A 23172-nucleotide genomic window follows, 5' to 3' on the forward strand; every position below is an offset into this window, starting at 1 on the left:
ATGGCTTTTTCCACACAAGACACCGATGAAGTGCTGAGCGAGATCAATGTCACGCCGCTGGTAGACGTGATGCTGGTGCTGCTGGTGGTGTTCATCGTCACCGCGCCGCTATTGACCAACTCAATCCCGATCAACCTGCCCAAGAGCGAATCGGTCGCGCCGGTGGAGCAGAAAGACCCATTGGTGGTGAGTATCGACGGGCAGGGCAAGCTGTTCATCAACAAGGACGAAATCCAGCCGGACTTGCTGGAAACCAACCTGAAGGCGGCCAAGGAAAAGGCGCCTGACGTACGCGTGCAATTGCAGGCGGACAATGGCGTCAATTACGGGGAAGTCGCGCGCGCCATGGCCTCCATCGAGCGTGCCGGGATTACCAAATTGTCGGTGATCACTGCCAGGTAACATATTTATACCATCTACAGCTTCAACGGTTTTGGGCCGCATCCTCAGGCAGGTGCGGCCTTTTTTTGTCTGCATCGCAGGCATTTTTCAGTACTGACACAAATGCAGATGCTTATTCGTTATTGATATTTAAATATTTAAATCAAGTTCATTAAGCTATAACGCATCGGGCCACCGGAACATCAATCAGACACCGTAATGATCGCCACCGTCCGCCGCACGGATCGCTCGTTGTAACCAGAGCAGAGTTTCTGGATCAGGGATTTTCAAGGGGTAGTGGTATGGGGTATTTCAAACGCAGTGTAGTGGCCTCGGCGATTTTTTCAGCCAATTTGCTGAGCGTCACGGGCATCAGTGCAAGTGCATTCGGCGCAGAAGCGACAGATGAGCAAAACACTCAGGGCGCGTCCACCCTGGGTACAGTGATCGTCACCGGCACCCGTGCGCAGGAGCGTACCGCCAGCGCCTCTCTTTCGCCCATCGATGTGATATCCGGTGACAGCCTGCGCAGTTCCGGCTCCAGCGAACTGGGTACCGTGCTGGCACGTTTGATCCCTTCGATCAATTTCCCCCGGCCGAGCCTGGTGGACGGTGCGGAGCTGACGCGTCCGGCGCAACTGCGCGGCCTGTCGCCGGATCAGGTGCTGGTGCTGGTCAATGGCAAGCGCCGCCACACATCTGCTTTCGTCAACCTGGGCGGGGCGGTCGGACGTGGTTCGGCACCTGCCGACCTGAATGCCATTCCGCTGTCTTCCATCGACCATATCGAAGTCCTGCGCGACGGTGCGTCGGCACGTTACGGGTCCGACGCCATCGCCGGGGTGATCAACATCATTCTCAAGAGCGCCGACCATGGCGGGTCGATTTCCAGCCAGTACGGCCAATACAAGAAGGGCGACGGTATCCAGCGCCAGGTGTCGGGCAATACCGGTTTTGCCTTGGGCGACAATGGCGCGTTCAACCTTTCCGGTGAAGGGGTCAATAACGACTACACCAACCGCGCCGGTGACGACTTTCGAGCGTCCAGTATCGGGTCCACCACTTACGGTCAGCAGGTGTTCCGCCAGGGTGAGCCGCAGACGCACGAGGGCAAGCTGCAGTACAACGCTGAATACAGCTTCAATGACGCGGCGGAGTTCTACAGTTTCGGGGGCTACAGCAAGCGGCGTGGCGAAACCGCCGCGTTCTATCGGCCGAGCAATGCTTCAAATAACATTGCGGCGATTTATCCCAACGGCTATCTGCCGCTGATCAACGGCACGCTCGAAGACACCTCGCTGGTCGCTGGCCTGCGCGGAGAGCTGGCGTATGACTGGCACTACGACGTGTCTGCCAACTATGGCAAAAACGCTTATGAGCTGCGCACCAAAACCATCAACACCTCATTGGGACTGAACACGCCGCGCTCGTTCTACAACGGCACGCTGACCAATGATCAGAAGCAACTGAGCCTCGACCTGTCCAGGGAATTCAATGCAGCGTGGTTGCCTTATCCGGTATCGGTTGCGTTTGGCGCGGAATACCTGCGTCAGGGCTATCAGATCGAGGCAGGGCAGGCGGAGTCGTATTTCCAGACCGGCAGTTCCGGGCTGGGCGGTTTCCGCGCGGCGGATGCAGGCAGTTACTCGCGGCATAACTTCGCACAGTACCTGGACCTGGAAACCAATCTGACCGAAAAGCTCGGTGTGTCGGCTGCCGTCCGCCACGAGGACTACAGCGATTTCGGGTCCAATGTCAGCGGTTCGCTGTCAGCGCGCTACGATTTCACTCCGCAGGTGGCCTTGCGGGGCAGCGTTTCGACAGGCTTCCGCGCGCCTTCGCTGGCGCAACAGAACTTTACCTTCACGTCGTCGCAACTGATTGGCAACACCATCCAGGAAGCGGGCACGTTTCCGGCCGGCAGTAACGTTGCACAACTGTTGGGTGCCGAAGACCTCAAGCCGGAAAAGTCCCGCAACTACAGCCTGGGCCTGGTACTCCAGCCGCTGGACAGCCTGACCGTGACTGCCGACGTCTACCGCATCGACATTCAGGACCGTATCTCGCTGTCCTCCAATCTGGTGCTCAATAACACCGCCATCAATTACCTGCGCAGTAATGGCGTAGGCGATATCAACTACACCAGTGCCCGCTATTTCACCAACGCCACGGACACCAGCACCGATGGCGTCGATCTGGTCGCCAATTACCGCTACGAGTTCGACAACGGTGTGCGCTGGAACAGCACGGTGGGTTACAACTACAACCACACCAAAGTCACCGACGTGAAGGCCAACCCGGCGATTCTCGATCAGTTGGGAGTGAATCTGGTGCGGGTAGATCGCAGGGAGCGCATCGGTTTGCTGGGTGACACCACGCCACAACACAAACTGACACTGGGCAATGACCTGACGCTCGGCAACTGGGCGCTGCACTCCAACCTGGTCCGCTACGGCGAGTTCACCAGCTATCAGGCCGACAAGGTCAACGACCAGACCTTCAGCGCCGCCTGGCTGCTGGACCTGGCGGTCGACTATAAACTCAAGAGCTGGGTCTTCACTCTGGGCGGCGACAACGTCACCGACAAATACCCGGAAAAGCTCAACGACTTCTCCTCCAGCGGCGGCAACCTGGCCTACAGCACATTCTCTCCCTACGGGTACAGCGGCGCTTATTACTACGGCAAGGTGACGTATAACTGGTAGCGCGATTTGCCGCTGACTGTCGTTCCAATACGTTGCGTTTGCATAAAGCTCGTGATGCTGCAATACGACGCTATGCCTTGCTCCTGGGCACTGCACATAAACGAAAGCGCTTTTTTGGCGCGATGGCACTGACGACGCAAATTGCGACGTCAGTGACAGGGCGAAGGAACCCGACGAAGTCGGGCCGGAAACGGAGCCAGGGGCCTTTGTCACTTTGGCCCCATCAAAGTGACTCGCCGAGTGGCGAAAAGGTGACCTGAGTCGAACCTCAATCTACCTGACATCAAAAAACCGCTGTGTGACGCGGAGCGTCGGCCGCTGTGACGCGACTGATACGGAGCAGAAATCTTGCGGTATTGGACATGCGATGCTCCATGGGGGTTACCAATGCTGGAGCATATCGCTATATAAAAATTTATTTAAATAGCTTTTAGGAACATTAATAGATCCTCGTGGACACATGCAAACCCGGTAGCAGGACAGACTTTAATATTCTCATTTTTTATAATTAGCTTAGAAGTAAATGTGATTTTTAATTGAATCCCCATGCGCCTAGTCTTGCTGATCAGTCAGCAGTCATCCAGGAGCAATACCATGAGCAACGTCAGCGCTTTGCCAGCCCACTCAGGTACGACGCCGTCGGGTAGCGGCAGCGTGCGCGACAGAGTGTCGCCGGAGGAATGGGAAGTCCGGGTCAAGCTGGCGGCGGCCTATCGTCTGGCGGCGCTCAAGCGCTGGACCGATCATATCTATACGCATTTCTCGGCACGCGTGCCGGGCCCCGACGAGCACTTTCTGATCAACGCGTTCGGGCTGCTGTTCGATGAAATCACCGCGTCCAACCTGGTCAAGGTCGATATTGACGGGACGATTGTCGATGACCCCACCGGGCTGGGTATCAACTACGCCGGTTACGTGATCCACAGCGCCATTCATGCTGCACGCCACGACCTGCAAGCGGTGCTGCACACCCACACCCGAGACGGTATCGCCGTGTCGGCCCAAAAGGACGGGCTGCTGCCTATCTCTCAGCACTCGATTGCCTTCTCCGGCCGGGTGGCTTACCACGGCTATGAAGGCATTGCGCTGGACTTGAGTGAACGCGAACGGCTGGTCGCCGACCTGGGTGACAAAAGCGTGATGATCCTGCGCAACCATGGGTTGCTGACCGGCGGGGTGAGTGTCGAGCATGCGTTTCAGCAGCTTCATGCCCTCGAGTACGCCTGCAATATTCAGATTGCAGCGCAGTCGGCGGGTAACGCCGAACTGGTGTTCCCGCCGCGCGGGGTCATTGCCAGGGTGGAGCAGCAGGCAAAGGCTATCAAGGACGGGCATGCGCCGGGTGTCGCACGGCACTGGAATGCCCTGATTCGCGAGCTGGAGCGTAACGACACCGACTACAAGACCTGAGCCTGCAACGCAATGATGCGAGGCGCTTGAGGTTGGTGTAGTGTGCGCAGCCAAAACAAGGGGCGCACACATGCAAGACCTGCTGAACGAAATCCTCGATGAAGTAAGACCTTTGCTTGGCCAGGGCAAGGTAGCCGATTACATCCCGGCACTGGGCGAGGTCCGGCCAGATCAGCTGGGCATCGCGGTGTACGGCAACGATGGTCAGGTGTTCAGCGCCGGTGACGCCGAAACAGCGTTTTCGATACAGAGCATTTCCAAGGTGTTCAGCCTGGTACAAGCCATCGGCCACTCGGGCGAGGAGATCTGGCAGCGCCTCGGACACGAGCCTTCCGGCCAGCCGTTCAACTCGCTGGTGCAACTGGAATTCGAGCAGGGCAGGCCGCGCAACCCGTTCATCAATGCCGGTGCGCTGGTGATTTGCGACATCAACCAGGCGCGGTTTGCAGCACCGTCACTGTCAATGCGCGACTTCGTTCGACGCCTGTGCGGCAATCGGGCGATCACCTCCGACTCCAAAGTCGCTGACTCCGAATACCAGCACCGTTCGCGCAATGCTGCGGCGGCCTATCTGATGAAATCCTTCGATAATTTTCACGGCGATGTGGAAGACGTGCTGCGCAGCTACTTTCATCATTGTGCGCTGAGCATGAACTGCATCGACCTGGCCAAGGCGTTCGGGTTTCTGGCCCATCAGGGCTTTTGCGCCCACAGCGGCGAGCAGGTCCTTACGGCGCGACAGGCCACCCAGGTCAACTCGATCATGGCCACCAGCGGCCTGTACGACGAAGCCGGCAATTTCGCCTATCGCGTAGGCCTGCCGGGCAAGAGCGGGGTAGGCGGTGGTATCGTTGCGATCGTGCCCGAACGTGCTTCGGTCTGTGTATGGTCCCCGGAGTTGAACGCAGCGGGCAATTCCCTTGTCGGTATGGCTGCGCTGGAGAAACTCAGCGCGCGGGTCGACTGGTCGGTCTTTTGAGATAAAAAGCCTTCTGAAGTGAACAGCGCGTCGAAGCGCGAACCAGACAGGAGTCATGGATTGAATCGAAGGCTATGCAAATCGCTCCTGCTAAGCGTCGGGCTGCTGGTGTTGGCAGGCTGTGGCACGCAGCGCGTCCAGGAACCCGAACTGACGCCTGAACAGGCGCGTGCGCAGATCGTGCGTCTGATGCCTGCCAATGTGACGGATCGCCAGGCGTGGGCTACGGATATTCATGCCGCGTTTGCTGCGCAGAAGATTCCGCTGACCACCGAAAACCTGTGTTCGGTGATGGCCGTTACCGAGCAGGAGTCGACCTTTCAGGTCGATCCTGCGGTGCCGGACATGGGCCGCATCGCCCGCGCCGAAATCAACCGCCGCGCGGCGCGGCTGCACATTCCCAATGCGCTGATCGCCACTGCATTGCGCGTGCGCTCGCCGGACGGCAAGACTTACGGCAAACGCCTCGATTCTGCGCGCACCGAGAAAGACCTCAGCGCGATCTTCGATGATTTCATCGGCATGGTGCCGCTGGGGCAGACGTTGTTCGGCAACTTCAATCCGGTCAAGACCGGCGGGCCGATGCAGGTCAGCATCGCCTTTGCCGAGAAACACGCCGAGGATTACCCCTACACGGTCGATGGTTCGATTCGTCGCGAAGTCTTCACCCGCCGTGGCGGCATGTACTTCGGTATCGCCCACCTGCTGGGCTACCCGGTCAACTACACCCAGTCGCTGTACCGTTTTGCCGACTTCAATGCCGGCTGGTACGCAAGCCGCAATGCTGCCTTCCAGAATGCCGTGAGTCGGGCGACCGGCATCGAGCTGGCGCTGGATGGCGATCTGATCCGCTTTGACTCCACCTCACCGGGTTCCACCGAGCTTGCGGTGCGCACCCTTGGCGATCGACTGGGCATGAACAAGTCGCAGATATGGAGCCAGCTCAAGCAGGGCGACACGCTGGAATTCGAGGAGACCGACCTGTACAGCAAGGTCTTCGCACTGGCGGACAGGGCAGCTGGCAAACCGTTGCCCAGAGCGATCCTGCCCGGCATCACCCTGAAAAGCCCGAAAATCACCCGTAACCTCACCACCGCCTGGTTTGCCGAGCGCGTTGACGACCGACGCGAGCGTTGCGTACAGCGCGCACCGAAGTGAGTTTGAATCAACGTGACAGGAGTTTCATCGTCATCGCATCCCGCTTGCCCTCGAAAAACGTATCCAGCACCTTCTGAAACACAGGTCGATCAGGCGCTGCGATGCTGAACAGGGTCATGCTCGAATGCAGTTTCATGTCATCAGGCGAACTGAAGATCTGTCGTGCCGAACGTTCTACCTGAGGAGCAATGATGCCGGCGCACTGTTCCAGACGCGGGCCCAATACCGGATGTTGCAGGTAAGCCCGGGCCTCGTCGATGTCGGTGATTGCGTAGTGTCGCGCCGTGTCGCTGCGCCCCAGCCCCTGGATCTGCGGGAACACGAACCACATCCAGTGGGAACGTTTCTGCCCGGCTTCGAGTTCTGTCAATACCTGCTGGAATAGCGGTTGCTGGGCATCGACAAAGCGTTGCAGGTTGTAAGCATCTTTCATGATGAGTTTCCTGTTTTTCAACGAACCTGTGGTCGTATGATGGCCGCCCGACATGGGGGTTCGACCTGTCTGAAGAGTTTTTAAGCGTATGCCGGTTTTCAAGCGTTTCATTTCGTTCATGCACCAGGCCTTGCGCGCGATGCATCTGGTCTGGACCACTTCCCGAGCGCTGTCCATCGGCCTGATCGTCGCTACGCTGATCGCCGGCTTGCTGCCGGCGCTGGCCGCCTGGTTAGGCCAGCGCATCGTCGATGCGGTGGTCGCTGCGATGCAGTTGCACGCCAGCGCAGGCGAAGCACCGTTGTGGCCGGTGTTGCGCTATGTGTTGTTCGAAGCCGGTGTGCTGGCTCTGCTCGCGGCAGCACAGCGCGGGCTTTCCGTGCAGCAGGCGTTGCTGCGGGTGCTGCTGGGGCAGAAGGTCAATACCCTGATTCTGGAGAAGGCCCAGACGCTGTCGCTGTCGCAGTTCGAAGACTCGGAGTTTTACGACAAGCTGGTGCGCGTCCGGCGTGAAGCCTCGACACGCCCGCTGGCACTGGTGACCAAATCCCTGGGATTGCTGCAAAACCTCATTTCGCTGATCAGCTTTGCCGTACTGCTGGTGCATTTCTCGCCCTGGGCGTTGCTGATTCTGGTGCTCGGCGCATTGCCGGTGTTCTTTGCCGAGGCGCATTTTTCCGGCGACGCGTTCCGCCTGTTTACCCGGCGTGCTCCGGAAACCCGTCGGCAGAACTACATCGAAACACTGCTCTCCCACGAGGGCTACATCAAAGAGGTCAAGCTGTTCGGCTTCGCGCCGCTGCTGCTCAAGCGTTACCGCGACACCTTCGAGCGTCTGTATGCCGAAGACCGGCGCCTGACGGTGCGCCGTGATGGTTGGGGCTTCCTGCTCGGCCTGCTCGGCACGGCTGCGTTTTACCTGGCCTACGCCTGGGTGGTGGTCGATGCGGTGCACGGGCGGATCACCCTGGGGCAGATGACCATGTACCTGGTGCTGTTCAAGCAGGGGCAGGCCGCAGTAAGCAGCAGTCTCAGCGCCATCAGTGGTTTATACGAGGACGGGCTGTATCTGGCCGACCTGTATGTCTACCTCGGTCAGCCGGTTACGCCGTCTGCCGGCAGCCTGACCGTGGGCGCGCAGCCCGGTGATGGCATGCGCTTCGAGAACGTCAGTTTCACTTATCCGGGGACCAGCCGTCCGGCACTGGAAAACATCGATCTGCACTTGGCGCCGGGGCGCAGCGTCGCCCTGGTGGGCGAGAACGGCTCGGGAAAAACCACCCTGATCAAGCTGCTGACGCGTCTTTACCAACCTGATCAAGGCCGCATTCTGCTGGACGGCAGCGACCTGCAGGAGTGGGATGAAGACGCCTTGCGCTCGCGCATCGGCGTGATTTTTCAGGACTTCATTCGCTATCAGTTTCTGGTCGGCGAGAACCTCGGCGTTGGCGACACTCAGGCCTTCCATGATGAAGGCCGTTGGCGCGAAGCGGCGGCGCAGGGCATGGCCGCGCAGTTCATCGAACAGCTCGACAAAGGCTACGCCACACAATTGGGTCGCTGGTTTGCGGGAGGCCAGGAGCTGTCCGGCGGGCAATGGCAGAAAATCGCGTTGTCACGCGCTTACATGCGCCGCGACGCCGATATCCTGATTCTCGACGAGCCGACTGCCGCGCTGGACGCAGGCGCAGAAGCGGCAGTATTCGAGCATTTTCGCGAGTACGCCAAAGGGCGCATGACGCTACTCATATCGCATCGGTTTTCCAGCGTGCGCAACGCCGAACACATTGTGGTGCTGGAGCACGGGCGGGTGCTGGAACGCGGTGATCATGACAGCCTGATCGCCACCGCAGGGCGCTACGCCGCGCTGTTCGATCTGCAGGCGCAGGGTTATCGCTAGGTGAAACCGGATAAAAAGTGTTGCAGTGAATGACCAGTCGGCGTTTTATGGGAGCCCTGTTTCAGGCTGTATCTTTTTGAATCAAACGGAGACATCGATGCAATTTCGTAAATTGGGCAAAACCGATCTGTCGGTCAGCGCGATCTGTCTGGGCACCATGACCTGGGGCGAGCAGAACACCCAGGATGAAGCATTCGAACAGATTCGTATGGCCAAGGATGCCAAGGTCAACTTCCTCGACACCGCAGAAATGTACCCGGTGCCGCCGCGTGGCGAGACCTACACCAAGACCGAAAGCATCATCGGCGAGTACTTCAAGAAGTACGGCGACCGCAACGACTGGGTACTGGCCAGCAAGGTCGCCGGTCCAGGTCGTATGGATCATATCCGCGATGGCAATCCGCGCCTCGACCGCAAGAACATCACTGCGGCGCTGGAAGCCAGCCTCAAGCGCCTTAATACCGATTACCTGGACCTGTACCAGTTGCACTGGCCGGATCGCAAGACCAACTTCTTCGGCGTACTCGGTTACACCCACGACCCGGATGATCAGGCTGTCGAAATCGAAGAGACTCTGTCGGTACTGGGCGATCTGGTCAAGGCGGGCAAGATTCGCCACTTCGGCCTCTCCAACGAAACGCCATGGGGCACTCAGCGTTTTCTGCACCTTGCCGAAACCCTCGATCTGCCACGTGCCGTCTCGATCCAGAACCCCTACAACCTGCTTAACCGCACGTTTGAAGTCGGTCTGGCGGAAATCGCCATTCGCGAACAGATCGGCCTGCTGGCGTACTCGCCACTGGCGTTCGGTGTGCTGGCGGGCAAGTACCTGGATGGCGCACGTCCGGCCGATGGCCGTCTGACCCTGTTCGAGCGTTTTCAGCGCTACAACAATCCGCAGGCCGTCACGGCTACAGCCAGGTACGTCGCGCTGGCCCGCGAGCATGGTCTGGATCCTTCGCAGATGGCGCTGGCCTACGTGACCAGTCGGCCGTTCGTGACCAGCAACATCATTGGCGCCACGAAACTCGATCAACTGAAGATCAATCTGGAGAGCATCGACGTCACGCTGTCCGATGAAGTCATCGCCGGTATCGAGGCCATTCACACCTCGCAGCCAAACCCCGCGCCATAACCTGCACTGAACTTAATTTCAGCCTCGCCAGTCAGCACTAATACGCTTACTCCGAGGCTGAAATTGATGCACATCTCACTCAAGCAACAAGTCGCAATCGTTACCGGCGCCAGTTCCGGTCTGGGCGCAGGTGCCGCGCGCGCGCTGGCAGAGGCCGGTGCCGCCGTCGTGATCAACTACAACTCCAAGCCTGAACCTGCCGAGAAGCTGGCCGAAGAGATTCGCGCGGCCGGGGGCAAGGCGCTGGCTGTGGGTGCCGACGTTTCGAAAGAAGAAGACGTCGAGCGGCTGTTTGCACAGACCATCGAACATTTCGGCGCCGTGGATATTCTGGTCGCCAATTCCGGCTTGCAGAAGGACGCGTCGATGGTCGACATGACGCTGGAAGACTGGAATACCGTCATTAACGTCAACCTGACCGGGCAGTTTCTCTGCGCCCGCGCTGCATTGCGCCAGTTCATCAAGCAGGGCATGCGCCCCGGTGTGTCGCGGGCAATGGGCAAGATCATTCACATGAGTTCAGTGCACCAGTTGATTCCATGGGCCGGGCACGTCAATTACGCAGCGTCCAAGGGCGGCGTCGACCTGTTGATGCGCAGCATCGCTCAGGAAGTCGGCGAGCTTAAAATTCGCGTCAACAGTGTTGCCCCAGGTGCCATCCGTACGCCGATCAATGCCGATGCACGCAAGGGCGACGCCGAGAAGGAAATGCTCAAGCTGATCCCTTATGGTCGTATAGGCGAGCCGGAAGATGTCGCCAATGCTGTGCTCTGGCTGGCTTCCGATGCCTCGGATTATGTGCATGGCACCACCCTGTTCATCGACGGGGGCATGACCCTCTATCCGGAGTTCCGAGGCAATGGCTGATTTTTCCGCAGAGGCGCAAAACCGTATCGAGGATCACGGCATCATCGGCGACATGCGCAGTGCTGCCCTGATCGCCGACACCGGCAGTATCGATTTCTGTTGCTGGCCGGACTTCGACAGCCCGTCGATTTTCACCGCGTTGCTGGACACGCCCGACGCCGGGATCTTTCAGCTGGCGCCCGATCTGCCTGACGCCAGGCGGCTGCAAATCTACCTGCCGGACACCAACGTCCTGCAAACCCGCTGGATTTCCGAGGACGCGGTGGTGGAAGTCACCGACCTGATGCCGATCGGCGAGGACAAGGACGATCTGCCGCGCATCGTGCGCCGCGTTCAGGTGCGCTTTGGCCAAGCCACGCTGCGCATGCGCTGCCGAGTGCGCATGGATTACAGCCGCGCCGACACCACCGCGCGGGTCGAGGGTGAGGACATCTGTTTCGAAGCCGCCGGGCAACCGGGCATGCGCCTGTCGGCGGCGACGCCGTTGCGTCTCGAGCAGCACGACGCCGTGGCCGAATTTCATATGCACAAGGGCCAGACCATCGAGTTCATCCTTGGCGGAATTGACGATCCGAACGTTGCTGCGGGCAAATGCTCGCGCTATTTCGATGACACCTTGAAGTTCTGGCGGCGCTGGTCCGGGCAATCGCAATACACCGGGCGCTGGCGTGAAATGGTCACCCGTTCGGCGTTGGCGCTCAAGCTGCTGACCTCGCGCAAGCACGGCGGCATTGTCGCGGCCGCGACGTTCGGGCTGCCGGAAACCGAGGGCGGCGAACGTAACTGGGATTACCGTTACACCTGGATACGTGACGCGTCGTTCACCGTGTATGCGTTCATGCGCCTGGGGTACACCGATGAAGCCAATGCCTTCATGAGCTGGGTGCGTGGGCGACTGGATGACTGCTGCGAACAGACCGAGAAACTCGGCATTCTCTATGCGCTGGATGGCCACGCCGAGCTGCCGGAAGATAATCTCGATCACTTGTCCGGCTACGGCGGTGCGCAGCCGGTACGCATCGGCAACGAAGCGTACAAGCAGGTTCAGCTGGATATCTACGGTGAGCTGATGGATGCCGTGTACCTGGCCAACAAGTACGGCGACGCCATCTCGCACGACGGTTGGCAACATGTGGTGCGTCAGGTCGACTATGTGTGCGAGCACTGGAACGACAGGGACGTGGGCATCTGGGAAATGCGCGGCGGCGATCAGCACTTCCTGCACTCCCGGCTTATGTGCTGGGTAGCGCTGGACCGGGCACTGCGTCTTGCCTTCAAGCGTTCACTGTCGGGGCCGTTCGAGCGTTGGACCAAGGTGCGCGAGGAGATCCACAACGATATCTGGGAGAACTTCTGGAACGACGACCTGGGGCACTTCGTGCAGCACAAGGGCAGTCGCAATCTGGACGCCTCGATGTTGCTGATGCCGTTGGTGCGCTTCGTCGGTGCCAATGATCCCAAATGGCTTGCGACGCTGGATGCCATCGAGGCCGCGCTGGTGCGTGACGGAATGGTGTTCCGTTACCGCAACGACGACGATCATGATGATGGCCTGGCAGGTGAGGAGGGCGCCTTCGTGGCTTGCTCGTTCTGGTACGTCGAATGCCTGGCTCGCGCCGGTCGGGTCGAACAGGCGCACTTGGAGTTCGAGCAGTTGCTGCGTTACGCCAATCCGTTGGGCTTGTACGCCGAAGAGTTCGACGCGCATGCTCATCATCTGGGCAATACGCCACAGGCCTTGAGCCATCTGGCGTTGATCAGTGCGGCCAGTTTTCTGGACCGCAAACTGGGCGGCGGGCAGGCGCTTTGGCAGCCCTGAAAAGGTACAGAAACGCATCAATCACAAGCGGCTCCACGTTGTCGCAATGAATAATGCCACCGGCTGTTCTTTCGGCCGGTGGTTTTGAAACGATGGCCGATATTGACTACTTGAATCATGAGCTAAACGCTATCAACCCATCAGCCGCGCCGAGGGCGTTATACCATTCGGTTGTCTGACACTTTCTACGCTGCGACAAGTATTGATTCATGGTTCAATCAAATAACCGGATCGCGCGGTACAACTTCAACGTTATCAGCCATGCGCGGCGCGAAGGGCCGGTAGTTAAGCAGTGATTCTGTCTGCCGAAGGCCGCTCCTGGATTAGTTGGGCCCCCGCGAGCTTCGGCAGCGTTATCTGGATACTCTGCAGGCCTTCGCCAACTTCGCGGCGGCGACGGTGATGGCGGGTTGGCGCCCCGTGAACTCATCTGCCAGCGTGCAGCTCACCAGCGTGTGCGGCAGGAGATCGTACTGGTCGACAACTGGCCGGCGCGCCGCTACCCACTGCAACGTCCGTGCTTCAGGGGATCCTGGAAGCGCCGGTGTGTGGAAGTCACGCGCGAGTTATGTGCCGACAGGGCCAATCCCAAACGACTTGCCAGGCGGTTGGGGATCCACAGATATAGCCAAAAGAAGAGTTCATTGGTCGCAGACATCAAAAAAATAATGAATTTCTTCGCCACGAATAGAGTCACCTATACTTCAAGCCACTGCTGAAAAAGGATCAGACTTTCAATGGCACTTCCAAAGCATTACCGCATTGATTATCTGCTGAATGGTTCGTTCAAGAGCTTTTATATACGAACCGAGAATATGGATAACGCTGAAGCATGGCACTACGCAAGTGTCGATGCAGGTCTCGCACGCATACCGAAATATCGACTGGAGAAGGTCGCTCGGGTATCGAAACCCTATGCCGAGCACTTTGGTGTCACCAATGTTGAGTGGGCTCAGGCCTGAACCCACTCAACCCTGCACCCTGTCATCGGTGAGCGATCTGCTCCAGCGCAAGATTGCGTGTGCGTGGCCCGAATCGGCCGATGGTGACGATCACGATCAACATGCTGCCGACGATGAAGGCCAGCACGCCCGGCGTGCCGAAGTGGTCTAGAAATATCCCGATCAGCAGGCTGCTGAACACCGTTGACAGTCGGCTGAACGAGTAGCAGAAGCCTACCGCGCGGGCGCGGATGTTGGTCGGGAACAGCTCACCCTGATACGAGTGGTAGCTGAAGCTCAGCCATGCGTTGCAGAACGTGATCATGATCCCGCAGAAAATCAGTCCTGCCGCGCTGGTCTGAAAGGCGAACAGGCTGCCAAAAATCATCGCCCCCAACGCCGAACCGACGATTTGCCATTTGTTTTCGAAGCGGTTGGCAAATTTCACGAACAGCAGCGGCCCCAGCGGATAAGCCAGCGTGATCACGAACGCATACCCCAGGCTGTGAGTAACGCTCAGGCCCTGACCCGAGAGCAGGGCAGGCAGCCAGTTGCCGAAGCCAAAGAAGCCGATGGCCTGGAACACATGAAACACAATCAGCATCAGCGCGCGGCGCCGATAGGGTGGCTGCCACATGTCAGCAAATCGGCCGTTGCCTGACAGCGCTACGTTTTCCGGTTCAGGCTCATCCAGTGGTTTGCCGTGGTCCTTGATGCAGCGTGCCTCAATGCCGTCCATGATTCGCTCGGCTTCATCGAAGCGTCCCTTCTGCGCCAGCCAGCGCGGCGATTCCGGCAGCGCCGAGCGCAGCCACCAGACAAACAGGGCGAAGACTGCACTGCTGATCACTACCCAACGCCAGCCGGAAAAACCGAAAGGGTCCTGGGGCACCAGCCACCACGACATCAGCGCGACGCTGGGGACTGACAAAAACTGAATGAAGAAGGCAAAGGCGAATGCCGAACTGCGGATGCGCTTGGGCACCAGTTCCGACAGGTAAGTGTCGATGGTGACCAGCTCGACCCCCAGGCCGATACCCACGACGAAGCGCATGCCTATCACGCCCAGCGCAGAGGTTTGCAGGCCCATGATTACGGTGGCCACGGTGTACCAGATCAGCGCGAAGGTAAAGATCGCGCGGCGTCCGTAACGATCGGCAATCGGGCTGACGAGGCTGGCACCGAAGAACAGCCCCAGAAAGGTCGCCGAGGCGAAGGCCGCCTGATCGGAGAAACCAAACAGACCCTGGCTTCCTGTGGCGAAGATCCCGTCGCGGATCAGGCCGGGACTGATGTACGCGGTCTGGAACAGGTCGTAAAGCTCGAAAAAACCGGCGAGAGACAGCAGGGCGACCAGTCGCCAGATAGTCGCGACCGCAGGCAGTCGGTCAATGCGCGCCGAGATATACGCTGCCCGCAACGGCTCGTTCGCGGCTGTCTCGGCATGAGGTAATGAGGTCATGGATGGCCATCCTGAGTTCTTGTTAAGGCCTGAATACTACTCCTTACAATTTGTAATCATTGGTCTTTTAATGCGGTTATTAAGGTTTAAAAGATGAAAAATTGTTTATCGGATCAATTTTTCGATTTTTTATATCGGATCCATTAAAGCGCTGGAATTACGTGGAAGTGAGAACGGCGCAGTGATGACCTAGTCAGGCAGAGAGGCAGGCGAAAAACAGCAGGCATGACGCCAGCAATGATGTATCAACATGTGTCGTAAAACCTTAGGATGATGCCTTAACTTTCTGCATTCCGGGTTCCCGTGACGTACAAACTGCCCACTACTGCCACCGCTCCTTTCTGCCCCTCGGCGACTACCGACAGTGTGGCCATTCCGCCGAACGCGTCCTTGCTGCGCAAGATGATGCTGTTCGTCGGGCCTGGCCTGCTGGTTTCCATCGGCTACATGGACCCTGGCAACTGGGCGACAGCCATCGAGGCCGGGTCGCGCTTCGGCTACTCACTGCTGTTCGTGGTGGTGCTGGCCAGCCTCTCGGGAATGGTCTTGCAAAACCTCTGTTCGCGGTTGGGCATCGCTACCGGCCGTGATCTGGCGCAGCTGTCGGCCGCCCGCTACAGCCGTAAGGTCGCCAAGGGCCAGTGGCTGCTGGCGGAGTTGTCGATCATCGCCACCGATCTGGCGGAAGTGCTGGGGGCAGCGTTGGCGTTTCATCTGTTGCTCGGCGTCTCCATCACCACCGGTGTGGCGCTGACCGCCTTCGATACGCTGATCGTGTTGGCCTTGCAGGGCGCCAATTTTCGCCGTCTGGAGGCCATCGTGCTGGGGCTGATTGCAACCATCGCCAGTTGCTTCGCCGTCGAGCTGTTTCTGATCAAGCCGTTCTGGCCGGACGTCGTCGCGGGTCTGAAGCCGAGTTGGGATGTATTGAGCAGCCAGGAGCCGCTGTACATCGCCATCGGCATTCTGGGCGCCACCGTCATGCCGCATAACCTTTACCTGCATTCGTCTGTGGTGCAGACGCGGGTCAACGGTTCGGACCAGGCCAGCAAGGCCAGCGCCATTCGCTATGCGCGTCTCGACACCATCGGTTCGCTGAGCCTGGCACTGCTGATCAATGCGGCGATTCTGATCCTTGCTGCTGCCGCTTTTCACAAGACCGGGCATACCGAGGTGGTCGAGATTCAGGACGCCTATCACCTGCTCGATCCGCTGGTAGGTGGCGCGATCGCCAGCGTGCTGTTCGGTATCGCGCTGCTGGCGGCAGGGCAAAGCTCGACATTTACCGGCACGATTGCCGGGCAAGTGGTGCTCGAAGGTTTTCTGCAGGCAAAGATTCCGTGCTGGCAGCGGCGCTTGATCACGCGGGCGCTGGCACTGATTCCGGCGCTGATCGGTGTGGTCTGGCTGGGTGACCGCTCGGTGGGGCAGATGCTGGTGCTCAGCCAGGTTGTGCTGAGCCTGCAGCTGCCATTCGCGCTCTGGCCGCTGATTCGCTTTACCAGCGACCCACAACTGATGGGGCCGTTCGTCAACAGCCGGCTGGTGAAAACGGCTGCCTGGGGTCTGTTCGGGCTGATCTCGGCGGCCAATCTTACATTGCTGTGGTTCTGGATCAGCTGAACTTGGGCGGCGGCAGCGACTCTCAAGCCTGACACCAATGTCAGCCGTCAGGTAGCCGGACATGAGCACACCGAGCCACAAGGGCAGCGTCTTCGAAACCGATTTGCCCGCCCGACTGGACCGACTGCCCTGGGGGCGGTTTCACACCTTGCTGGTCGTGGCGCTGGGCATCACCTGGCTGCTTGACGGCCTGGAAGTCACCCTTGCAGGGTCGGTAGCCGGCGCCTTGAAAGCCAGCCCGGCGCTCAATCTCACCAATAGCGACATTGGCCTGGCGGGCGCCGCGTACATTGCCGGTGCCGTGTTGGGCGCGTTGTTCTTTGGCTGGCTGGCGGACCGTCTCGGGCGCCGCAAGCTGTTCTTCATCACCTTGCTGCTGTATGTCGGTGCGACGGCCGCTACGGCGTTCTCCTTCAGCGTATGGAGCTTCATGCTGTTCCGCTTTCTGACCGGTATGGGCATCGGTGGCGAGTACACTGCAATCAACTCGACCATTCAGGAATTTACCCCGGCCCGCTACCGGGGCTGGGTCGACCTGACCATCAACGGCACGTTCTGGCTGGGTGCCGCGCTCGGTGCGATTGGCTCGATTGTCTTGCTCGACCCCCTGTGGATCGGGGCCGAGCTGGGCTGGCGCCTGTGTTTCGGCATTGGTGCGGTATTGGGTCTGCTGGTTCTGCTGATGCGACTGTGGCTGCCGGAAAGCCCGCGCTGGCTGTTGATACACGGCCAGGCTGAACAGGCGAAGCAGATCGTCGAGCAGATAGAAACCGACTTACAGCGCCAGGGCCACGTGTTGCCCGCCGTAGCAGGCAAGCCCCTGCGCCTGCACGCACGAGACCACACGCCGCTGGGCGAGGTCGCCAGGACGTTGCTGGTGACGTTTCGTCAGCGTTCGCTGGTAGGCCTGACGCTGCTCACCGCCCAAGCGTTTTTCTACAATGCGATCTTTTTCACCTACGCCCTGGTGCTGACCGACTTCTATGGCGTGCCGGCCGAGCGCGTCGGCTGGTACGTGCTGCCGCTGGCGCTGGGTAATTTCTGCGGTCCGCTGCTGCTGGGCAGACTGTTTGACGTGATTGGCCGGCGGGTGATGATCAGCCTCACTTATGGCCTGTCGGGCGTACTGCTGGCAATCAGTGGCTACCTGTTCCAGCAAGGTGTGCTGGACGTGACCCAGCAGGCCATTGCGTGGATGGTGATTTTCTTCTTTGCGTCGGCAGCGGCCAGCTCGGCCTACCTGACAGTGGCGGAAACCTTTCCACTGGAAATCCGCGCGTTGGCAATCGCAGTGTTCTACGCGTTCGGTACGGGGCTGGGCGGTATGATTGGCCCGACCCTGTTTGGGGAGTTGATTGAAACAGGTGAGCGCAGCAATGTGTTGATCGGTTATCTGATCGGCGCCGGGCTGATGTTGCTGGCGGCGCTGGTGCAGGCGATATGGGGTGCGGCTGCCGAGCGCAAGTCTCTGGAGGACGTAGCGAGACCGCTGTCGCAGGCCGTGGACAACTAGTGGCGGTTAACGGAACACACCGCGAAGGCCATCTACGGATGCACGCAGGCCGATGATCCGCTCACTGACTTCTTGCGCTTCATGTGCACGGGAGGTTCGCTCGAGGTAGAGGAGATGCCCGGCGAGGTTGGCCGAAACTCGCTCTAGCTCGTCGGCGGTGCGCCTGACGTAGGCCTGGATGTCTTGCATTTGTTCGATCTGCACGGATGGTGCCCTTATAGGTCGCATCCGAGCGCACTAAATGAACGGGTGGCTATCATCAATCCACCCAACCGAGTTGTCGGCGGCAAGGTCGGCTTTCTTTAATGCCGCAGATAAATAAACAGGCCAATCATTTTTTCGCATCGTGCCGATCAGCCTAATCATCTTCCTGATCATCGTGTTCCGAATAGGAATCCAGCAACTCGGCCAGTGCCAGCGTGCGGTCCAGTCCACTGCGCGTGGACATGATTTCGGCTACCGCCTGCGTGGCGGCGACTCTGGCGGCTTCGCGTTCGGCATCGGTGTTATTGGGCGTGGCGGCCTGCGCAGCCTCAATAATCGATTGCTCAAAGGTATTCATGGTGCTCGCTCGTGAAATTCAAGTGCCTGTGATACCGAGAATGGCGGATTGTTTCAAGGCCGATCAATCACCTTCGTAGGGAAATTCCTCCAGGCTCTGCATCAAGGCAACGCCCTGTGGCCCCTGAAGGTTCTCCAGCACCCAGCAACTGTTGGCATTTTTTGCCAGCAGCAGGCGTGTCGTCTGGCTGGCGACCGGCTGTTGAGGGGCATCCTTGTAACCCAGGTTATAGGTCATTTCGACCACCGCCTGCTTGTCCGAGTTGGACACCAGCTTCCAGTCGATCGGCTTTTGCACATCACCGTCCTGCGCATCGGTCCACGGGTTGGCACTGACGGCGCATTGATCGCCGTTCTGGCACGCCCAGTCCTTCTTGAGCAGGCTCAGCAGAGGTTTGGACAAATAATCAGCGCTGCCTTTGCCGTTCAGATAAAAATCCTGGTGCTTCTCGTAGATCCAGCGCGCCGTGTCGACCGGGGTCGCAGCCGGGCAGGCTGCATGGGCAGTGGTTGAAAGCAGGCAAGCGAAGGCAATGGCGACGGTTCTGGACATGGAGCGGGCTCGCAGAAAAGGTGGCAGTGAGAGTGACAGGCACATGACAGTGCATTTGTAAGCCAAGTGGACAAAAAAGCAATGGTTTTGGTCACGCATCAGAGGGTCGGGCAGGCTGAACCGAATTGAGGGTAATTTCATTCAATACGCGGTTCGCTGCCGTCACTACCTTGATCCGGTCATTTCCGATCGTATTCAAGGGGGTTTTCCATGAGTCTGCTGATTTCCATGGCCGCGTTTGCACTGGCTTCTTCCATCACTCCCGGGCCGGTCAACATCGTGGCGCTGAGTGCCGGTGCACGCTATGGCGTCAGACCAGCCATGCGCCATGTGTTGGGTGCCACGCTGGGCTTTACCCTTTTGTTGCTGCTCATCGGTTTTGGCCTGCATGAAACCTTGCAGCAATGGCCCTTTCTGACCCGAATCATTCAGTGGTCCGGCGTGATATTTCTGCTGTACATGGCGTTTCGACTAGCCATCGACAGTGGACAACTGAACATGAGCGAGCAGGGCGCTGGTCCTTCGCTGGTGCACGGAGCAATCATGCAGTGGCTCAACCCCAAAGCCTGGCTGGCTTCGATAGCCGGCATGGGAGTTTTTGTCGCCAACGGCGAGGCTGCCTTGATCTGGCAATTCGCAGGAATCTACTGCGTGGTGTGCTATCTGTCGCTGGGCTGCTGGGTCTTTGCCGGAAGCTTTCTTGGGCATTGCTTGCGCAGCGCGGCAAGTGTGCGCGTCTTCAACCGCATCATGGCGCTACTACTGGCTGGCTGCGCGGTATATCTGCTGATCTGACCCGTGTCATCACAGCCGATACTGCCCTGGCGTTGCTGCCAGATGCTTTTTGAACTCACGTTGAAAGTGCGCCTGATCGGCAAAGCCTGCCTCCTGAGCAACATCGGCGATCATCTTGCCGCTTTTCAGCTGTCTGCGGGCATGCTGGATCCGCCGATTGAGCAGGTAGGCATGCGGAGTCAGATGATAGCGCTGTTCGAACGAGCGAATCAGGTAGGACGCCGAGAGATTGGCTGCGGCACAAATGTCGGAAAGCCTGATGGGCCGGGTGAAATTGTCGTTGATGTATTCGGCGGCTCGGGCAACGCGAGGTGATGGTGGGCGGGGCCGTGCCGGTGCCGTGCCGAGTGACTCCAGCATCAGGGTAAAGAAGGCCACGGCTGAGCAGTGTTTTTGCAGCGTATCGATTCTCGTATCAGTCAGCGTCTGGAACAGCGCAGTCAATGCAGCGAACAGGATCGAATCATCGCTGTGCGTATGGGGCAATGGTTGAAAACCGTGCCCGGCATTCAACCCCGTTTCGCCCTGAATGTCGCCCAGCCAGCCGCTGTCCACATAGAGCATCAGATACGACCAGGCCTGGTCATTGATCGGGTTGCAGGCATGCACGTCGCCCGGATTCATCAACACTACAGTGCCTGACGTGACGCACTGTGAGGTCTTTTCATGCACATAGGTGCTCTGTCCGGCAGTGATCGCGCCGACGGAAAAGATTTCATGCGAGTGAGGCGCGTAACAGACCCGTCGGCCATCCTCTACAGAACGGGCTTCGATGAACGAAAGGTGCTCATCGCGCCAGAAAAAAGGGGTTGCGGTCGATTTGCTGGGTTCGTTGCGGTTCATGCTGATATCCCGTCGGCAGAGCGACGAGAGTACCGGATGCTGAGCGACATTGGCCATCGCTCATGCGATGTTGGCCTGTCGAGACGAGCTCTGCGCTGACATGCCCTGAATGGCGCCCTGCGGCGCTCGGACATGTTCACGCAGAGCACTGGCGAAGCAGGCTGCGCCTTACTTCTTGACCGGCACGATGTCCATGATCTGGCCATTGACCTTCTGGAAACGCACGTACTTGTCGTTAATTTTCACCCATTCGCTTTCCTTGGCGGGTGTTTCCAGGCCTTTGCTTTTCCAGTCCTTCACTTCCAGGTCGCTGCGACGATATTTTTCCGGAACGCGGGAGCCTACTTCCAGCTCATGGACGTTGTCCTTGGATTCGGTGACTTTCGGGTCCGCCGTCTCTGCCGCGTGGACGGGCAGGGTGACGGCGGAAAAGCAGCCGAGCAAGGTCATGCAGGCGATCAACGATTTGCTGTTCATGTGAAGACTCCCAGTCTTTGGTATCAGGCGATGGCTTAATGCCTCGTAATAACTCGGACCTTCACCGTGGCAAATCATTCGATCGGGTTTGCTGTGCTCAGCCTTTCAGTGCCTCGGCGATGGTTGCCGAAAGCGGGGTGGTCGGGCGGCCGATCAGCGCGCTCAACTGGCGACTGTCATCGAACAGGGCGCCCTTGGCAGCAGCGGCATCGGAATCTGCCAGCAACCGGGCCACGAAGTCAGGCAGGCCTGCCTGGATAAGCGCGGCTTCGAATTCGGCCTGTGGCAGGTTGACGTAAGGCAGGGACTTGCCGCTCTGCGTCGACAACTGCGCTGCAAATTCGGACAGCGTGTAGGACTCGTCGCCTGCCAGCTCATACACCTTACCAGCCTGTGTCGTTTCCGATGTCAGCAGCACTGCGGCCGCCTCGGCGTAATCCAGACGCGAAGCAGAGCTGATACGACCCTCGTCGGCACTGCCCATGACCGCGCCATGGGTCAGTGCGCCCGGAATGCCTGCGGTGTAGTTTTCGGTGTACCAGCCATTGCGCAGCAACACGAACGGCAGGCCGCTGGCGCTCAGGTACTCTTCGGTTTCGCTGTGCTCCCTGGCCAGGCTCAATGCCGAGGTCTTGGCACGCAGAACGCTGGTGTAGGCCAGCAGCTTGACCCCGGCGCGCTTGGCCGCATCAATCACCGCCTTGTGCTGCGGCAGGCGCTGACCCACTTCGCTGGAGGAAATCAGCAGCACTTTGTCGGCACCGGCAAATGCACTGTCGAGTGTCGCAGGCTGTGAATAGTCGGCCTGACGAACCTGAGTACCCTGCCTGGACAGATCGGCGGCCTTTTCCGGACTGCGCACGGCGGCGATGATTTGCGAAGCGGGTACGCGGCTGAGCAACTGTTCAATGACGAGGCGGCCAAGCTGGCCTGTGGCACCGGTGACAACGATCATGGAATGATTCCTTGAATCAGGTTGAAAGGAAGCGCCAGCATAGTCATGATGCTTACCTTTAGTAAGTACGTACAAAAAGGTAAGTGTCATGAGCGAATCCGCTTCGCAATCAAGTACCCGGCAATCAGGTGTTATGCAGCAAGGCTTCCCGCCGGAAGCGGCCGAGACGCTATTGGCGCTGGTCCGTCAGGGCCAGGTGCTGGCCACTGACTGTCCTTCGCGGGTGGTGCTCAATCATGTCTGCAGCCGTTGGGGCGTGCTGGTGCTGGTGGTGTTGCGGGGTGGCATGCATCGCTTCAGCGAAGTACGCCGCAAGATCGGCGGGGTAAGCGAGAAAATGCTCGCGCAAACGCTTCAACATCTGGAGCATGATGGTTTCGTCAGCCGCAAGTCGTTGCCGATAGTGCCTCCGCATGTTCAGTACCGCTTGACCCCAATGGGCGAAGAGGTCGCCTTGCAGGTTGAAACCCTCGTCACCTGGATCGAGACCAATCTGCCGCGCATCATGCAGGCCCGCGAAGCGTCGAATACGCTGCAGATCACGCCCGAATGAGTCTTTTCTGACAGATTTTTCATCCTGTGATTGTCGGCTTGATCGCCTGTAATCAGCCGCTTCTTGGTATGGTGCGCGCCGAAATCTTTATATACACGTTTAGTTGCGC

22 protein-coding genes are annotated in these 23172 nt (G+C 58.9%); 14 read left to right on the plus strand and 8 right to left on the minus strand.

Annotated features, from left to right (window positions below; translation table 11 throughout):
• From AO388_RS14565 to AO388_RS14585, 5 genes are all read left to right on the plus strand, one after another.
• Positions 1–402 (plus strand): ExbD/TolR family protein, encoded by a 402-nt coding sequence (locus AO388_RS14565; protein WP_058416649.1) that lies wholly within the window; start codon positions 1–3, stop codon positions 400–402.
• 281 nt (positions 403–683) lie between these two features.
• A complete protein-coding gene (locus tag AO388_RS14570) occupies positions 684–3086 on the plus strand; it encodes a TonB-dependent receptor plug domain-containing protein (RefSeq protein WP_058416650.1) in 2403 nt (800 codons plus the stop codon).
• A 594-nt stretch (positions 3087–3680) separates the two neighbouring features.
• On the plus strand, positions 3681–4496 hold the full coding sequence (locus AO388_RS14575) for a class II aldolase/adducin family protein (RefSeq protein ID WP_058416651.1): 816 nt from the start codon (positions 3681–3683) through the stop codon (positions 4494–4496).
• 70 nt (positions 4497–4566) lie between these two features.
• Entirely contained in the window at positions 4567–5475 is a 909-nt protein-coding gene (gene glsB / locus AO388_RS14580; RefSeq protein ID WP_003367254.1) for a glutaminase B, read from the plus strand.
• A gap of 87 nt (positions 5476–5562) precedes the next feature.
• On the plus strand, positions 5563–6633 hold the full coding sequence (locus AO388_RS14585) for a DUF1615 domain-containing protein (RefSeq protein WP_032609421.1): 1071 nt from the start codon (positions 5563–5565) through the stop codon (positions 6631–6633).
• A gap of 7 nt (positions 6634–6640) precedes the next feature.
• On the opposite strand, the gene AO388_RS14590 is transcribed toward AO388_RS14585, so the two are convergent.
• Positions 6641–7066, minus strand: coding sequence for a DUF1810 domain-containing protein (locus AO388_RS14590; RefSeq protein WP_058416652.1), 426 nt, complete (start codon positions 7064–7066; stop codon positions 6641–6643).
• An 88-nt stretch (positions 7067–7154) separates the two neighbouring features.
• On the opposite strand from AO388_RS14590, the gene AO388_RS14595 reads away from it, so the two are divergent.
• From AO388_RS14595 to AO388_RS14615, 5 genes are all read left to right on the plus strand, one after another.
• A complete protein-coding gene (locus tag AO388_RS14595) occupies positions 7155–8966 on the plus strand; it encodes an ABC transporter ATP-binding protein (protein WP_003367258.1) in 1812 nt (603 codons plus the stop codon).
• Between the two features lie 97 nt (positions 8967–9063).
• On the plus strand, positions 9064–10101 hold the full coding sequence (locus AO388_RS14600) for an NADP(H)-dependent aldo-keto reductase (protein WP_003367259.1): 1038 nt from the start codon (positions 9064–9066) through the stop codon (positions 10099–10101).
• A gap of 66 nt (positions 10102–10167) precedes the next feature.
• The gene (locus AO388_RS14605) at positions 10168–10968 is read left to right on the plus strand and encodes an SDR family oxidoreductase (RefSeq protein ID WP_054081805.1); all 801 of its coding nucleotides are present in this window, start codon (positions 10168–10170) and stop codon (positions 10966–10968) included.
• The gene (locus AO388_RS14610) at positions 10961–12787 is read left to right on the plus strand and encodes a glycoside hydrolase family 15 protein (protein WP_003367261.1); all 1827 of its coding nucleotides are present in this window, start codon (positions 10961–10963) and stop codon (positions 12785–12787) included. Before AO388_RS14605 ends, AO388_RS14610 begins: the two co-directional genes overlap by 8 nt.
• A gap of 737 nt (positions 12788–13524) precedes the next feature.
• Complete coding sequence (locus AO388_RS14615) at positions 13525–13749, plus strand: DUF6555 family protein (RefSeq protein ID WP_054081804.1); 225 nt, start codon at positions 13525–13527, stop codon at positions 13747–13749.
• Positions 13750–13771: 22 nt separating this feature from the next.
• On the opposite strand, the gene AO388_RS14620 is transcribed toward AO388_RS14615, so the two are convergent.
• Entirely contained in the window at positions 13772–15190 is a 1419-nt protein-coding gene (locus tag AO388_RS14620) for an MFS transporter (protein WP_054081803.1), read from the minus strand.
• A 315-nt stretch (positions 15191–15505) separates the two neighbouring features.
• Between AO388_RS14620 and AO388_RS14625 the strand changes: the two genes are divergently transcribed.
• Complete coding sequence (locus AO388_RS14625; protein WP_161937175.1) at positions 15506–16813, plus strand: Nramp family divalent metal transporter; 1308 nt, start codon at positions 15506–15508, stop codon at positions 16811–16813.
• Between the two features lie 61 nt (positions 16814–16874).
• Positions 16875–18326, plus strand: coding sequence for an MFS transporter (locus AO388_RS14630; protein ID WP_058416654.1), 1452 nt, complete (start codon positions 16875–16877; stop codon positions 18324–18326).
• A 6-nt stretch (positions 18327–18332) separates the two neighbouring features.
• Here AO388_RS14630 and AO388_RS14635 read toward each other — a convergent pair whose 3' ends face one another.
• The 3 genes from AO388_RS14635 to AO388_RS14645 all read right to left on the minus strand — a co-directional run bounded on the left by AO388_RS14635 (position 18333) and on the right by AO388_RS14645 (position 19440).
• Positions 18333–18530, minus strand: coding sequence for a hypothetical protein (locus AO388_RS14635; RefSeq protein ID WP_003367267.1), 198 nt, complete (start codon positions 18528–18530; stop codon positions 18333–18335).
• A gap of 154 nt (positions 18531–18684) precedes the next feature.
• Positions 18685–18888 carry a hypothetical protein gene (locus tag AO388_RS14640; RefSeq protein WP_003367271.1) on the minus strand — a complete coding sequence of 68 codons (204 nt, stop codon included), beginning with the start codon at positions 18886–18888 and terminating at the stop codon, positions 18685–18687.
• A gap of 63 nt (positions 18889–18951) precedes the next feature.
• Positions 18952–19440, minus strand: a complete 489-nt coding sequence (locus AO388_RS14645; protein ID WP_003317876.1) for a DUF3828 domain-containing protein — start codon at positions 19438–19440, stop codon at positions 18952–18954.
• 210 nt (positions 19441–19650) lie between these two features.
• Here AO388_RS14645 and AO388_RS14650 point away from each other — a divergent pair, with 210 nt between their 5' ends.
• Positions 19651–20235: a LysE family translocator gene (locus tag AO388_RS14650; RefSeq protein WP_003367275.1), complete on the plus strand. Its 585-nt coding sequence runs from the start codon at positions 19651–19653 to the stop codon at positions 20233–20235.
• A gap of 9 nt (positions 20236–20244) precedes the next feature.
• Here the strand turns inward: AO388_RS14650 and AO388_RS14655 are convergent, their stop codons facing one another.
• The 3 genes from AO388_RS14655 to AO388_RS14665 all read right to left on the minus strand — a co-directional run bounded on the left by AO388_RS14655 (position 20245) and on the right by AO388_RS14665 (position 22510).
• Complete coding sequence (locus AO388_RS14655; RefSeq protein ID WP_003367277.1) at positions 20245–21078, minus strand: AraC family transcriptional regulator; 834 nt, start codon at positions 21076–21078, stop codon at positions 20245–20247.
• Between the two features lie 168 nt (positions 21079–21246).
• On the minus strand, positions 21247–21555 hold the full coding sequence (locus tag AO388_RS14660) for an RcnB family protein (RefSeq protein WP_003367279.1): 309 nt from the start codon (positions 21553–21555) through the stop codon (positions 21247–21249).
• A gap of 97 nt (positions 21556–21652) precedes the next feature.
• Positions 21653–22510: an SDR family oxidoreductase gene (locus AO388_RS14665; RefSeq protein ID WP_054081802.1), complete on the minus strand. Its 858-nt coding sequence runs from the start codon at positions 22508–22510 to the stop codon at positions 21653–21655.
• An 88-nt stretch (positions 22511–22598) separates the two neighbouring features.
• Here AO388_RS14665 and AO388_RS14670 point away from each other — a divergent pair, with 88 nt between their 5' ends.
• Positions 22599–23063, plus strand: coding sequence for a winged helix-turn-helix transcriptional regulator (locus tag AO388_RS14670; protein ID WP_072364800.1), 465 nt, complete (start codon positions 22599–22601; stop codon positions 23061–23063).
• Positions 23064–23172: the final 109 nt, after the last annotated feature.

The sequence above is a fragment of the Pseudomonas sp. ICMP 10191 genome (assembly GCF_001467335.1).
GTDB classification, from domain to species: Bacteria; Pseudomonadota; Gammaproteobacteria; order Pseudomonadales; family Pseudomonadaceae; genus Aquipseudomonas; species Aquipseudomonas cerasi.